The following is a 14,749-nucleotide window of genomic DNA, read 5'->3' on the forward strand; positions in this document are numbered from 1 at the left end:
ATTCTTTTATTGATGCAATAATGATGCATTAACATGATAATATTGATCAACTCTTATAAATTTTATTAATGTGTACAGCTCTTCGCAAGCTTTAAATTTAAGAAGTGGGCAGAGGCAATGGCGAAACCACCAGCAGGGATCAAAATAGGTTCTAAAATCGCTATTCCAGAAAAATGTCCGATTAAGATAAATGCAAAGCCAAGTATTAAAATAAGAATAGGTAAAAAGCGATGATGCACCTTTCTATAGGATTTTCCTAAAGACCATGCACCCAAAATTAGCGACAATAAGATCATCGAGATTTCTGTAGCCGGGTCTGCCAAAAAATCCAGTCCCCACAAAGGTAGCAGTGTTAATACAAACGGAAGGAGGGCACAATGGATCGCGCAGGCTGTAGATGCGGTCATTCCAATTTTATCAAGGTTTAAAGCTTTAATCATTTTCATCATAGAATTTACAATCACAAATATAAAAGCAATTATGTTGCATTTAAAATATCGTTTAATATATTTGCAACTTAATTGCATTGATATGATAAAGAGATTACCTGTTACCGTGTTGAGTGGTTTTTTAGGAAGCGGCAAAACCACCTTACTCAATTCTATTTTAAAAAATAAGCAAGGCTTGCGTGTTGCAGTGATTGTAAACGACATGAGCGAAATTAATATTGATGCACAGTTGGTAGACCACGCTGGGAGCTTATCAAAAACCGAAGAGAAGTTAGTAGAAATGAGTAATGGTTGCATCTGCTGCACCCTAAGGGAAGATTTGATGGTAGAAGTAGAGAAACTCGCCAAAGAAAACAGGTTTGATTACCTGCTGATTGAAAGTAGTGGTATTTCTGAGCCAATTCCGGTGGCGCAAACCTTTTCTTATGTTGATGAAGCTTCTAATATTGATTTGAGCCGTTTCAGTTATTTAGATACGATGGTAACCGTAGTGGATGCTTATAATTTTTATAAAGACTTTGGTACAGCAGAAATACTGCAGGATAGGAGTTGGGCAGATGATTCTACGGATAAGCGAACCATTGTAAATCTACTAACGGATCAGATTGAATTTGCAGATGTAATCGTCATTAACAAACTGGATTTAGTAACGCCTCACGATGCTAACCTGATTGAAGCTTTGATTAAAAAACTCAATCCAACGGCCAAGCTGTATAAAACAATTTTTAGTGACCTCAATCCTGAATATATTTTAAATACCAAACTTTTCGATTTTGAATCGGCTTCTTCGGGTGAGGCATGGAAAAAGGAACTGGATGAAGTTCACCTGCCGGAAACGGAAGAATATGGCATCAGTTCAACTGTGTTTACCGCGAAAAAACCTTTCCATCCCGAACGGTTCTGGAATTACCTTAACCAGGAGTTTCCTACAAATATCATCAGAAGCAAAGGCATATTCTGGATTGCCGCAATGAGAAATGTGGTGATTAATTTCTCTCAGGCAGGTGGATCTTTACGAATAGAATATGCCGGAACCTGGTGGGCCAGCATGAGTGAAGCAGAAAGGTTAAGCCAAACCGATTTTATAGAAAATAGGGAAGTGATCTTGAATGATTGGGATGAAACTTTCGGCGATCGTTTAAATGAATTGGTTTTCATCGGACAAGAAATGGAAGTGAAACAGTTAAAAGTTGATCTGGAAAAATGTTTGCTAACGGATACTGAGATTATTGCTTACAGAAATAACATGTTGTTTGTCAATCCATTCGAACAAGTACTTCACTAATATTAAAGCTTTTCTAAAAATAAAATTTGTATAGCTTAAAATTAAATTTAGATTTGTCTAAATTTAATTTTAAGCTATACTGAATTCATGAAATCAATTCTTACTCTTTTCTTTTCTATCTTAACGCTAACAGTTTTCGCCCAAAGCAAAGTGATTAGTGGTAAAGTTACCAGCGACCAGAAACCGGTAGATAATATTACGGTTAAAATATCGGGAACCAATAAATCGACCAAGTCAAACAGTTTGGGAGATTACAAACTTAATATTGTTGGGAATGAGAATCTAGTGATTCAGTTTTCTGGAATCGGATACGAGACAGCAAAATTAAAGGTTTTGATCACCGGAGATAGCCTTCGGTATGATATCGATCTGAAAGCGCAGACTTCAGACCTAAATGATGTCGTAATCACTGGTGTTAACCGGGCAACGGCATTGCGAAAAAGTCCGGTTCCGATTGCGGTCTTATCTAAGAAAACAATGGATCAGAATGTCAGCACCAATTTAATCGACGCTATTGTAAAAGGAATTCCCGGGGTTACCGCCGTAACTACAGGGCCAAATGTTTCCAAGCCATTTATTCGTGGTTTAGGCTACAACAGGGTACTCACCTTATATGATGGTTTAAGGCAGGAAGGCCAGCAGTGGGGCGATGAGCATGGGATTGAGGTTGATGAATATGGCATTTCCAGGGCTGAAGTAGTGAAAGGCCCAGCAAGTTTAACCTATGGATCGGATGCCTTGGCAGGGGTTATCAATATGATTCCGCTAAACCCGATAATGGAAGATGGAAAATTAAAAGGCGATTTTACAACGAATTATCAAACCAATAATGGGCTCGTTGCATCTTCTTTAGGTTTGGCCTTTAGAAAAAACGATTGGAAATATACACTCAGGGCAACAGGCAAAGCTGCTCATAATTATGAAAATAAAGTTGATGGTTTGGTATATGGCACCGCTTTTCGCGAATACAATTTATCGGCGAGTGCCCGTGTAGATAAAAGTTGGGGATTTTCTAAAACGGCAATCACCTATTATGATAACTTAATGGAAATTCCTGATGGGAGCAGGGATTCCCTTAGTAGAAAATTTACCAGACAAATTCTGGACAATGGCGATGACATCAAAAACCGACCAATTGTTCCTGATGGAGAACTGAAAACCTATTCGATTAATCCTTTGCATCAGCATATTCAGCATTTCCGGTTTTATAATACGAGTCAGTTTAAGTTTGGCAACAGTGATTTAAATGTATTAATTGGTGGCCAGCAAAGTGTTCGACGGGAGTATAATCATCCCACAGCTTCAGATCAGGCCGGTCTATATGTGGTGTTGAATACCTTAAATTATGATCTAAAATACAACCTGCCAGATTTCGCCGGAATTGAAAGTACGTTGGGTATAAATGGGATGTTGCAGGGAAACAGGAGCAAGGATGCCACTGATTTCCCAATCCCTGATTATGACTTATTTGATATCGGCGCTTTCTACTTCGCCCGTAAATCATTCGGGAAAATTGATATTTCTGGCGGTGTGCGGATTGACCGGAGAAACATTACCTGGAATAATTTTTACGTGGGTACCGATACGCAAACAGGTTTTGGTAAAAAAGTAACCGCTAATGATCCTGGTGGAGATTTACAATTTCCTTCATTTGATAAAAATTATTACGGCTTATCAGGAAGTTTAGGCTTAACCTATAATTTATCAGAAAAACTGTTAATTAAAGCCAATATAGCAAGAGGCTACCGTGCACCAAATATTACAGAAATTGGGTCCAATGGCTTGGATCCGGGTGCCCATATCGTTTATTTAGGTAACAGAACCTTCAAGCCGGAATTTAATCTTCAGCAAGATCTCGGTATTATAGCTTATTTAAAAGATGCAGATTTGAGTTTCGAAGTGTTTAATAATGATATTCAAAACTACATTTATCAGTCGCGCTTAACTGATGAAGACGGTAATCCGGTGGTAATTGTTCCAGGCAACCTGACTTATCAATATCAGCAATCTAAAGCGAGACTTTATGGTGCAGAATTGAGTGTAAATTTGCATCCGTCTGCCACGAAGTGGCTAAGTTTTAACAATAGTCTGGCTTATGTAGTTGGCTTAAACAAAAACGAGGCGCTTATTGATCTTCACGGGAGGGAAGCCAAATATTTACCCTTTATTCCACCACTGCAAATTCGCTCTGAATTAAAAGCAACAGCGCAAAAAGCCATCGGTTTTTTAGATAAACCTTATTTTAAAGTAGATGCTGCTATTTCTGCTGATCAAAATAAGTTTTATGCATTGGATGGTACGGAGACTTTTACCAAAGGTTATACTTTAATTAATGCAGGATTAGGTTCATCAATTAAATCTAAAAATGGCAAGGTATTAATGGATCTGTTTATTCAGGTTGATAATATTTTTAATGTGGCCTATCAATCGCACCTCAACCGACTAAAATATTTTGAATATTACGAATCATCACCAAACGGAAGATCAGGAATTTATAATATGGGAAGGAACATGAGTTTTAAGGTGGTAGTACCGTTTTAGAGAGAGAAGGATGTAAGAGGGTAGAGGGTAGAAGGAGGGATTTATGATTAGAAAGAAATTCCATTTTACATTTCCCATCATCCACATTTATCAAAAGAAAGTATGGAAGAAGTAAGATGGTAGATGGAGGATTCCATTATACCTTTTCTATCATCCACATTTATCAAAAGAAAGTATGGAAGAAGTAAGATGGTAGATGGAGGATTCCATTATACCTTTTCCATCATCCATAATCCCTATCTTTACATCTTACATTACATAAAAATGGAAGCATCACTAAGTGAACAAAGGCTGCATTTTTTCAGGCAGCAGATAGGAAAGGTAATTAATGATTCACCTTCAAATTTTATGAACTGGCTGGCACCTGAAATGATTAAGGCGGAGCATGGTGTACTCGTTTGCAAATATACCATCAGGAAAGAAATGACTAATCCATATCAAATTTTACATGGTGGCGTTACCGCAGGAATTATAGATGATTTAATTGGTGCAACCATTTATGTGATGGGTTTAAATGACCGATATACCACTGTGAATAATTATATTGATTATTTTGCGCCTGCGGCTGAGGGCGATGAAATTATAGCGGAAACATCGGTAGTAAAAAGAGGAAAAACCATTTTAAACTTGCAGTGTGAAGTATTTTTACCATCCAAAAAACGGCTCATTGCAAGAGGTTATTCGAACATGTTAAACATAGGTTAAATTATTCCTGATTGCTTTGTGATAATTTATTAATTCCTTAAAACTGCCGAAACATTCTGTATTATTCCTTGTTGTATCTTTACCAAAAATATATGAGCCATGTTAGAAAATTATTCATCCCTACAATTTATTGTGAGAGGCAAGATTTTTAAAGGATTTTGCATGCGCATTCAAGACGATTTTCATGAAACCTATGCCGTAGTTTTAGATGGTTACCACTCATTTTGCGTCTGGTTAGACAATAAAAATGAAAAATGGTGTGCATCGAAAAATGTAGCTATCGATCCTGATGCCATTGACGAAATTATTCACAGAATTTCTGTGCCACCACAGGTTTCTTAGAAACCCATCCAAAGTAATGCTCATTATGAAGAAATCCTTGCTCCATCCGATCAGGGATTTTTTATTTTATAGGGTTTTATCCAAAGAATAAATAGCAAATTCCTATCGCTGTACACACACCAACCAAATCTGCCAGGAGCATGGAGCCAATGGCATATCTTGTGTTTTTAATTTGAACAGATCCAAAGTAAACAGCAACTACATAGAAAGTGGTATCTGAAGCGCCTTGAAAAATACCAGATAGTCTGCTTGGAAAAGAATCTGCACCATAAGTTTCCATTGTACTTACCATCATTCCACGGGCAGCACCACCACTTAAAGGCCTGATCAGTGCCGTAGGCAAACCTTCTACGAATCGTGTATCTGTTCCGAAATAAACAAATATGCTTTTGATTCCGTTAATCACCACATCAAAAGTACCGCTCGTGCGCAATAAGCTGATCGCGACCAACATCCCCACCAGATAAGGAATAATATTTATCGCGGTTTTAAATCCATCTTTTGCACCATCGATAAAAGCATCAAACACATCTATTTTTTTATACAGCGCGCCCAATACGATAATTAAAAAAATAAATAAAATCAAACCATTGCTTAACAGACCCGAAAAAGATTGAATCCCCATCGCATCTAAAGACCTGATATAAAGCACCAGGCTGGCAATTATGGCGGAAAGACCGAGGATCCAGCCGATGACCACTGGTTGGAAAAGATTAATTTTTTGTTTAAAAGAAACGATCAGCATCGCGGCCATCGTTCCTACAAACGTAACAATCAGGCAGGGAATAAAAACATCTGTAGGATTAGATGCATTTTGCGAAGCCCGGATAGCAATTACACTTACCGGAATTAAACTCAAACCAGCAGCATGTAAGCATAGAAACATGATCTGGGCATTGGAAGCAGTATCTTTTTGAGGGTTGAGTTCTTGCAGACTTTCCATGGCTTTTAAACCAAATGGTGTTGCAGCATTATCAAGACCAAGTAAATTGGCTGAAAAATTCATAATCATGTGCCCCATAGAAGGATGGCCTTTTGGAATATCCGGAAATAATTTTGAAAAGAAAGGCCCTACGATTCTGGATAATAATCTGATCCCTCCAGCTTTCTCAGCGATGCTCATTAAACCCATAAACAGCGCCAAAATTCCGATTAGCTTAAGGCAAAGTTCAACAGAAACCCAACAAGTCTGGATTATCCCATCTAACTTAAGCGGATTAGCGGCATCATCGGCTTTACCAATAACCATCCAATTGAAGATATCAGTTTGTCCAAAAAAGAAACATTTTATACTTGCCACAACAATTGCAACAATAATAAATGCAGACCAGATTCTACTTAATGCCATTAGGTTCGTTCAGTTTTATTTTAATGGGATGAAAATACCTTTTTTTAATGAAAGTTTAGTAAAAGTCTTTAGTCATAAGTCCTGAGTCAAAACTAATTCATTATACAATTAAAAAGTCCATAGCCGATAGCTTTTACACTATAAACTATGGACTTTAGACTCCAGACTAAGGACTCATATTCGGCGCTAATTCGCTAGACTTTTAACTCCGAACTCAAAACTCCCAACTCAATTACGGTTTATCGTCTGTCAATTCAAAACCCCAGGTTTTACCTTTTTCTGTAGCTGGTATTCCGCTGGTCATCCAGGCAGGTGCTTTTGCTCCTTTAAGATAGTAATCAAAAAATTGCTGCTCGCGAATTTGAATGTCTTTTCTGTTTTGACGTTGAACTAAATTATGTGCCTCACCGTTGTAATTTAACATCCAAACGGGTTTACCTAAACGGCGTAATCCGGTAAACATTTCAATTCCCTGGTACCAGGGCACGGCGCCATCAGCATCGTTGGCCATTACTACAACTGGTGTATTCACTTTTGGAAACATAAACAAAGGTGAATTTTCTACGTACAATTCTGGTTTCTCCCAAAGTGTTGCACCAATCCGGCTTTGAGTTTTTTCATATTGGAACTGGCGGTTCATTCCGGTTTCCCAGCGGATTCCACCATAAGCTGATGTCATGTTAACTACTGGTGCTCCAGCCCAGGCGGCTGCATACATGTCGTTTTGAGTTATCAGATAAGCTACCTGATAACCGCCCCAGCTTTGTCCCTGGATACCGATTTTCTTGGCATCAACCCAGCTGTTTTTCTTCAAACTTTCAACACCAGAGTTGATGTATTCAACCGCCGATTGGCCTGGATGTCCGTTCTCGTAACTGATATCTGGCGCAAAAACAAGGTAACCATTGCTCACGAAAAACGAAATATTTAAGCGGGAAGGAGTAGGGGCCGGGGCCTGATAATTATACAAACCATCAGTTAATTTTTCATAGAAATAAGCAATCATTGGATATTTCTTATTTGGATCGAAATTTTCAGGTTTATACAAAATGCCTTCGGCCTGATAACCTTTTGGTGTAGTCCACTTCACCAATTCAGCCGTTCCCCAATTATAATTTTGCTGCTGAGGGTTGGTATTGGTTAATTTGGTTTCCGTTTTAAAATCTGTAGTAACATATACATTTGGCGATTCCACGTAACTTGCTTTGTCGTAAATATAAACGTCTGCATCTTTAGCTTTAGCGAGATTGGAATATTTGTTTTTAGACATTACCACCAATTCAGGTGCTTTAACTGCTCCAATATTGGTGCGGTAAAAACCATTTTCTTTAGTGATGTTATTGAAGCCATTTAACCAAACCACTTCATTTGATTTTACAAATTTGTTATCAACAAGTCTGTTAAAGCTGTTATTATCTTGCTCAACTCTTTCATAACGGAAAGTTATTTTATTTGCTCTTCCAAAGCCAGCCGTGATATTTTTCGGATCAAATTTTCCATCTGGTGAGAATGACCACAGGTCATATCGGTCGTTTAAGATCACAGCCTTGTCATCTGCGGTCCATGTCGCGATTCCATAAGCTGAAGGTAGATCAGGAACATCATTATCTTCTTCAACAAATTTTACGTTTAAACGCTCGGTAAGTGCAGTAGCTTTTGAAGTAGCCACATTATAGGTATACCAATTTCCACTTTTCCTGTCGAAATACAACACGTAATTTCCACCAGGAGAAGCCATCGCATAGCCATTCAATTCAGAAATAATCTTTTTACGCTGACCCGTTTTGCTATCTACAAGGTAATAGTCTTTCGAAGTAGAACCGCTCCATTGCGATTCGATTCTATGTCCATAATCAGTGCTTGCTAAAACAGCATTGGCATTTCCTTCTGCAATTAGATTCGCATCCGGTAAAGTTAAATCAGTTAAAGGAATCACTTTCGGGTCACTGCTGTACACATCAATCACAGATAAGTAGCTTTTTTTGCTATCGCGATCTGCATTTTTAAGTTGCATAGGCTGCAGGTAATCGTCTTTATAATTCCAGACATCCACTTTTGCTACTTCAAAATCTACAATCGTCGTATCTTTTGGTGCTTTAACAGGAGAAATACCGAAAAATAATTTCTTACCATCTTTGCTAAAGTTTACTTTTCCATCGCCATTAACAGACCATTTTGCGGGTAATCCTGGCATATCAAAATCTACAATGATTTGTGCGGTATCTAAAGTAAGCGAGTTGTAATAAACGTTGTAATTTTTTATCTCCTGCTTTTCAGGACTTTGTTCACCTACAAAAGCGAGGTGTTCACTTTCTTCATCAAAAGCAAAATTTTTGAAACTGCCTTTTCCTTTGATTAGGGTTTTTAACACACCTTTCTCTGTATTTAATAAATATACACCTTGAGGGGCAGTTTTATCTTTTTTAGATCCGCTGCAAGAAAAAACCAGTTGCTTGCCATCTTTGCTAAAGGCATAATCAGTTACAAATTTAAAGGTACGATCCGTTCCGGTAATCAGATTTTTAACCACCAGGTCAGTTCCTTCTTCAGTTTTGCCTTTGGTTGCTGGTTCATCAGCTAAAAAATCAGCATCGGTATCCTTTTTTTCTACCGGAATAACCACTTTTTTTGCAGTATCTGGCTTATCCATAAGATAAGCCATTACGCCAGAACCTTCTTCAGGGAATTTGAATGACTTTACCCGGGCGATCTTAGTAATTACATTAGTGGTTAGGTTTGTAATACCTAACGAATCTTTAGGCATTTCTTCAGGTTTTTTCTTTTTTATTTTCGCCTGGCGAAGATCCTTATTAAAGGGACGGATGCTGAAAGCCGCAAACTTGGAATCGTTGCTAAACTGCGCATTCATTCCTCTCGGAATATTAATTTTGGAATTGGTCTTAAGGTTGCTGATGTAAAGCTGTGCATCGCCTTCCTGTTGAAGAATACCATACATCGCCCAAGTCCCATTATTTGATAATTGCTTTGCTCCAATCGATTCCCAGGTATCATAAACAGTATGATCTAAGGGTTTCTTTTGCGCATAAGCAAAGCTGACAACGAAAAACAGAATAATTGTTAGTCTTTTTTGCATTTCTAGAAATAAATTAATTAGTCGTTTGTGATTTAAGATTCTAAAATTGGAAATTTTTACCTGATTAGGAAACATGTATGCCAAATATTACATTAAAAAGGAGATTTTAGAGAGGTAAGATGTGAAAATGGATGAGGGAAAATGGATACAGCTAATTGCAAATGAATATTTGTTATCCTTAGTGCAACGAAAGACCTAATAGGAGATAGATCATATGAAATGTAAAATGGCTGATGGAATTATTTCTGAGTCCTAATTCAGAAGACCGATTTAGCGCGCTGCTCAAACCAAAAACCCCCGATCACTTTTTAAGTAACCAGGGGTTTCATTATCGTAAATCAAAAGATTACTTTTTAGCTTGTTGTTGCTGACGCATATAATCATCTAAACGTTGTTGGAATTTAGATTTTTTCTTTTTCTCATCCGCCGGTCTGGCTTTATTTTGTTGAATCAGCGCATGAATCTTATCATCATCAACCATTTTACGAATTAAGATCTGCTGACCGAAAGTCATTAAGTTGGCTAAGAAGTAGTAGTAATTTAAACCAGCTGGATAGCTATTCAAAACTCCTAAAAAGATTACCGGCATTATATAACCAATATATTTCATTTGTCCGGTAGCACCAGATGTCTGGTTATTAAAATAAGTCATGATTAAGGTAGAGATGGTCATCAATACACACATTAAACTTAAGTGATCGCCAATGAAAGGTACTTTAAATCCGAATTTGATAAACTCATCATAAGTAGATAAATCTTTCATCCAAAGGAAACTTTCGCCACGTAATTCAAATAAATTTGGGAAGAAGAAGAAGAACGCCATTACCAATGGTAATTGTAAAACCATCGGCAAACAGCCACCAAGTGGATTAACGCCCGCTTTCTTATAAAGTTTCAGGTATTCCTGTTGAACAAGCGTAGCATTCTCTTCTCCAACTTTAGCTTTAATCTCATCCATTTCTGGCTTTAAAACCCGCATTTTAGCCATCGATAAATATGACTTGTAAGTAAGTGGTGATAAAGCAACCTTTAATAAAATGGTTAATACTAAGATGATTAAACCGAAGTTCCAGCCGAAGTTGTTAAGGAAATTAAATACAGGTAACACAATAAAACGGTTGATGTATTTTAGCGGCCAGTAACCTAAATCCACTTGCTTTTCTAAATCATAACCTTGTGCTTTTAAAGCAGAGAATTTATTCGTACCGAAATAAAATTCCATGTCGTAAGCCTGGTTTGCAGTATGCGTATATGGCAATTGCATATTCGCATCGTAGAATTTAACCAAACCAGGTTCAGTTGGGATTTTTACTTCCAAGCTTCCTTTTTCAAATGGTTGTTTAGCAATCAATGAGGCAGAGAAAAAGTGTTGTTTAAAAGAGAACCACTGGATTTTTCCTTTAGCTAATTCCTCTTTCTCATCTTTCGATACGCTTAAATGATCAACATCACCATCTACATACTTATAATAAGGTGCAGAATAACGGTGTTCACTTTCTATAGATTTTTCTTGTTGCAATAGGGTAGTCTGCCAGTTTAAGCCAATAGTATTACCAGCAATTACTTGTTGCAAACCAACCAGATTAATTTTAAAATCTACCTTGTTGCTTAATCCTTTTAAATTATAAACATACTCAACATAAGCATTTGAACCATAATTAGCACGCATGCTAACAGTATTCGCAGTTTTAGTTGAAGTAAAATATAAATCATTAGTATTAATTGTCTTTCCGGCAGCATTCAGGTTTAAACCAAATTTATTCTGATTACCAGCAAACAAGATAAGCGGCTTTCCGGCATAAGTTTTTTGACCTTTAATTTGAACTGATGAAATTCTGCCACCTTTATTACTTAAGGTGATTAACAAATTTTCATTTTCTAAAACGGTATTTGATTCTGTTCCGGCTAAAGCAGTACCGAACGGACCTTTTAGCGCAAGAGAATCTACTACTGGGTTAACAATGGCTGCAGGTTTTGTAGCAGTGTCTCTTGCTGCAGGCACAACACCAGCTTTTTTCAAAGAATCTAAACGTTCAATTTCTTTGGTTTTTTTTATTTCAGCCTCAGTTGGCCGTAAAAAGTAAAATGATCCTGCCAAAATGATCATAATCAGGAATAATCCTGTGAAGGTATTTCTATCCATTATTCTATTAGTACTTCTTTTAATTCGTTTTCTTTTTCGCAAACTCCATCGCAGCGGCGACAAATTTAACAAAAAGTGGGTGAGGATTAGCAACAGTTGATTTTAATTCAGGGTGAAATTGTCCACCGATGAAAAAAGGATGGTTCTTTAACTCTACAATTTCAACTAAATTCGTTTGTGGATTAATTCCAGACGCAATCATACCAGCCTCTTCATATTGCTTTAAATATTCGTTATTAAACTCATAACGGTGACGGTGACGTTCATTAATGTGTGCTTTTCCATAGATACCGAAAGCTTTGGTACCTTTTTTAATGTCGCAAGGATAGGAGCCCAAACGCATGGTACCACCCATGTTTACAATACTTTTTTGCTCTTCCATCATATTAATTACCGGATGTGCAGTTTCAGTATCAATTTCGGTAGTATGAGCACCTTTCAGCCCTAAGACATTGCGGCCATACTCAATTACCGCACATTGCATGCCCAGGCAAATGCCAAAAAACGGAACATTGTTTTCGCGAACATATTTAATCGTATCTATTTTACCTTCAATACCACGACTTCCAAAACCCGGTGCCACCAGTACACCTTGCAGGTGACCCAGTTTTTCTCGTACGTTATCAGGGAAGATACTTTCAGAAGGAATATATTCTACCCGAACTTTACATTCATTTTTTGAACCAGCGTGAACGAAAGATTCAATAATTGATTTGTATGCATCAGGTAACTCTACGTATTTACCAACTAAACCAATTTTTACTTCGGCTGTTGGATTTTTCAAACGACCAAGAAAATCTTTCCAGCTTTCCATATCCGGATCATTTTTGGTTGGTAATTTTAATTTTGCTAAAACCGTTTTGTCCAATTGTTCTTTTAACATTAACAATGGCACATCATAAATAGTAGATGCATCCATCGATTCGACTACCGCATTGATGTTAACGTTACAAAATAAAGCAATTTTTTTTCTGATCTCAGGGCTGATATGGTGCTCGGTACGACAAACCAATATATCTGGTTGTATTCCGTATTCCAATAAAGCCTTAACCGAGTGTTGTGTAGGTTTGGTTTTTAATTCACCGGCAGCAGCCAAATAAGGCACTAAGGTTAAATGGATTACGATGGCATTGGTACTGCCTTCTTCCCATTTAAACTGACGAACAGCCTCAATAAAAGGCAGAGATTCGATATCTCCAACGGTACCACCAAGTTCAGTAATAATGATATCGTATTCCCCGCTATCACCTAAAATCCGCATGTTGCGTTTAATTTCATCGGTAATGTGAGGTACAACTTGTACAGTTTTGCCTAAGTATTCGCCTTTACGTTCTTTACTGATTACATTTTGATAAATACGGCCTGTAGTGATGTTATTTGCCTGAGATGTTGGAACGTTTAAAAAACGTTCATAGTGACCAAGATCCAAATCGGTTTCAGCACCATCTTCTGTAACAAAGCACTCGCCATGTTCATATGGGTTTAAAGTTCCGGGATCGATATTAATGTACGGATCGAATTTTTGAATGGTTACACGGTAGCCACGTGCCTGTAAAAGTTTAGCTAAAGATGCGGAAATGATGCCCTTACCCAAGGAGGAAGTAACACCGCCCGTAACAAAAATATACTTAGTCATGTTTGTGTTTTTTTACAGCAGATATAAAAAATTGCTGCTTTTTGTACGGGATACAAAGGTACGAAAATTACTCGTTTCAAAGATTTAAAAATGAAGATAATTGAAATATGATAAAGTGATGTGATTCAGAAAATTACAGGATATTCTTATTTTCACTGGCTAATCTAGCCATAATAAAAAAATGATTTAAAGATAATTTTAGGCAATTCATAGCAGTTTTGCTTTAAAATTATAAATCCACTTCCATATATAGATAAATAATAGAAGTGGTTAAACTTCTTATTCAGAAAATGTATTGCGTTAATTCGTGACTCTCTTTTTCGATTAATGCAAGCATTTCATCAGTTAAAGAATCAGAGCCGCATCAAGTTTATTCAAGAGCCTGAATTTATTTTCTATACCTATTCTTTCTCAATAAATTCTTTTCATTAACAGCAGTTATAGTAAATCTTAACTTTCTGCTCTTTTTTACTCCAGGCAATGTACATGTTGTTTTCTTTACCTAAGCGGTATTTGAAACCATTTAAACCTGACGTTTTGAGCTCCTCATAAAATACCTTATCTGGCACATAATTATCTGGTTTGTCAGACGGCATAACAGCAGGTTCTAGAAAATTATCTTCTAAGAAAAAATTGCCAGCAATGGTTTTAAGGAATGCAATTTGATCTTTTTCTTTTGATAAATCTACATTTGGATCAGTGCTTCCTAATAAATCAGTGCCTTTAAGTTTAACATTATAAATTTCTTTGCCATCGGCCCTTTTGATGTTAAAAACAAGCATTATGTCTTTTGGCTTTCTACCTCTTAATTCAATTTTGAAGGTATCTTGTGAATTTAAATCAGAGAATGATCTGGTTACAAGCTGATTAACATTCTTAAAATTAATAGCATTATTTTTAGCCTTATCGCCCGGTTGGCAAGCCACAAATAAGGTACTGATGATGATTAAGAGCAATAATTTTCTCATTCCCGAAAATACATATTTAAAACTTCTGTTAAATAATAAATCATAATTAGCCAGCTAATTAATTGATTAATAAGACCATGCAATTATTTTAATTTCAATTTGTGAAATAATAATTGACAATATTAAATTTGCGTAACTCAGCCATGGTAAGCAGTTGAGTATTTTTACGGATCAAATAATATAATCATTACAAATAGCTTTCAATTATATTAGCCAAAACAGAAAAACCTGGTAGAAG

At 36.8% G+C, this 14,749-nt stretch carries 10 protein-coding genes; 4 read left to right on the plus strand and 6 right to left on the minus strand.

The window, feature by feature from the left end; translation table 11 throughout:
• Positions 1–65: 65 nt before the first annotated feature.
• Positions 66–449, minus strand: a complete 384-nt coding sequence (locus ACN1CD_RS05730) for a MerC domain-containing protein (protein WP_419129364.1) — start codon at positions 447–449, stop codon at positions 66–68.
• 82 nt (positions 450–531) lie between these two features.
• On the opposite strand from ACN1CD_RS05730, the gene ACN1CD_RS05735 reads away from it, so the two are divergent.
• The 4 genes from ACN1CD_RS05735 (at position 532) to ACN1CD_RS05750 (ending at position 5,322) form a co-directional block, all read left to right on the plus strand.
• Positions 532–1,734, plus strand: a complete 1,203-nt coding sequence (locus ACN1CD_RS05735; RefSeq protein ID WP_419129365.1) for a GTP-binding protein — start codon at positions 532–534, stop codon at positions 1,732–1,734.
• 87 nt (positions 1,735–1,821) lie between these two features.
• Positions 1,822–4,275, plus strand: a complete 2,454-nt coding sequence (locus tag ACN1CD_RS05740; protein ID WP_419129366.1) for a TonB-dependent receptor — start codon at positions 1,822–1,824, stop codon at positions 4,273–4,275.
• A 264-nt stretch (positions 4,276–4,539) separates the two neighbouring features.
• Positions 4,540–4,980 carry a PaaI family thioesterase gene (locus ACN1CD_RS05745; RefSeq protein WP_419129367.1) on the plus strand — a complete coding sequence of 147 codons (441 nt, stop codon included), beginning with the start codon at positions 4,540–4,542 and terminating at the stop codon, positions 4,978–4,980.
• A gap of 162 nt (positions 4,981–5,142) precedes the next feature.
• Positions 5,143–5,322 carry a hypothetical protein gene (locus tag ACN1CD_RS05750; protein ID WP_419129368.1) on the plus strand — a complete coding sequence of 60 codons (180 nt, stop codon included), beginning with the start codon at positions 5,143–5,145 and terminating at the stop codon, positions 5,320–5,322.
• A 76-nt stretch (positions 5,323–5,398) separates the two neighbouring features.
• On the opposite strand, the gene ACN1CD_RS05755 is transcribed toward ACN1CD_RS05750, so the two are convergent.
• The 5 genes from ACN1CD_RS05755 to ACN1CD_RS05775 form a co-directional block, all read right to left on the minus strand.
• Positions 5,399–6,670: a nucleoside recognition domain-containing protein gene (locus ACN1CD_RS05755; protein WP_419129369.1), complete on the minus strand. Its 1,272-nt coding sequence runs from the start codon at positions 6,668–6,670 to the stop codon at positions 5,399–5,401.
• A 232-nt stretch (positions 6,671–6,902) separates the two neighbouring features.
• Positions 6,903–9,764 (minus strand): prolyl oligopeptidase family serine peptidase, encoded by a 2,862-nt coding sequence (locus ACN1CD_RS05760; RefSeq protein ID WP_419129370.1) that lies wholly within the window; start codon positions 9,762–9,764, stop codon positions 6,903–6,905.
• Between the two features lie 346 nt (positions 9,765–10,110).
• The gene (gene yidC / locus ACN1CD_RS05765) at positions 10,111–11,907 is read right to left on the minus strand and encodes a membrane protein insertase YidC (RefSeq protein WP_419129371.1); all 1,797 of its coding nucleotides are present in this window, start codon (positions 11,905–11,907) and stop codon (positions 10,111–10,113) included.
• Positions 11,908–11,926: 19 nt separating this feature from the next.
• On the minus strand, positions 11,927–13,543 hold the full coding sequence (locus ACN1CD_RS05770) for a CTP synthase (protein ID WP_419129372.1): 1,617 nt from the start codon (positions 13,541–13,543) through the stop codon (positions 11,927–11,929).
• 428 nt (positions 13,544–13,971) lie between these two features.
• Complete coding sequence (locus ACN1CD_RS05775; RefSeq protein WP_419129373.1) at positions 13,972–14,511, minus strand: hypothetical protein; 540 nt, start codon at positions 14,509–14,511, stop codon at positions 13,972–13,974.
• Between the last annotated feature and the right edge of the window lie 238 nt (positions 14,512–14,749).

This window comes from Pedobacter sp. N23S346 (genome assembly GCF_048515415.1).
In the GTDB taxonomy this organism is placed as follows: domain Bacteria; phylum Bacteroidota; class Bacteroidia; order Sphingobacteriales; family Sphingobacteriaceae; genus Pedobacter.

Excerpts from the sequence above, each read along its gene's own strand:
- ACN1CD_RS05730 (WP_419129364.1), bottom strand. The coding sequence starts at position 449 with ATGATGAAAATGATTAAAGCTTTAAACCTTGATAAAATTGGAATGACC.
- ACN1CD_RS05735 (WP_419129365.1), top strand. The coding sequence starts at position 532 with ATGATAAAGAGATTACCTGTTACCGTGTTGAGTGGTTTTTTAGGAAGC.
- ACN1CD_RS05740 (WP_419129366.1), top strand. The coding sequence starts at position 1,822 with ATGAAATCAATTCTTACTCTTTTCTTTTCTATCTTAACGCTAACAGTT.
- ACN1CD_RS05745 (WP_419129367.1), top strand. The coding sequence starts at position 4,540 with ATGGAAGCATCACTAAGTGAACAAAGGCTGCATTTTTTCAGGCAGCAG.
- ACN1CD_RS05750 (WP_419129368.1), top strand. The coding sequence starts at position 5,143 with ATGCGCATTCAAGACGATTTTCATGAAACCTATGCCGTAGTTTTAGAT.
- ACN1CD_RS05755 (WP_419129369.1), bottom strand. The coding sequence starts at position 6,670 with ATGGCATTAAGTAGAATCTGGTCTGCATTTATTATTGTTGCAATTGTT.
- ACN1CD_RS05760 (WP_419129370.1), bottom strand. The coding sequence starts at position 9,764 with ATGCAAAAAAGACTAACAATTATTCTGTTTTTCGTTGTCAGCTTTGCT.
- yidC (WP_419129371.1), bottom strand. The coding sequence starts at position 11,907 with ATGGATAGAAATACCTTCACAGGATTATTCCTGATTATGATCATTTTG.
- ACN1CD_RS05770 (WP_419129372.1), bottom strand. The coding sequence starts at position 13,543 with ATGACTAAGTATATTTTTGTTACGGGCGGTGTTACTTCCTCCTTGGGT.
- ACN1CD_RS05775 (WP_419129373.1), bottom strand. The coding sequence starts at position 14,511 with ATGAGAAAATTATTGCTCTTAATCATCATCAGTACCTTATTTGTGGCT.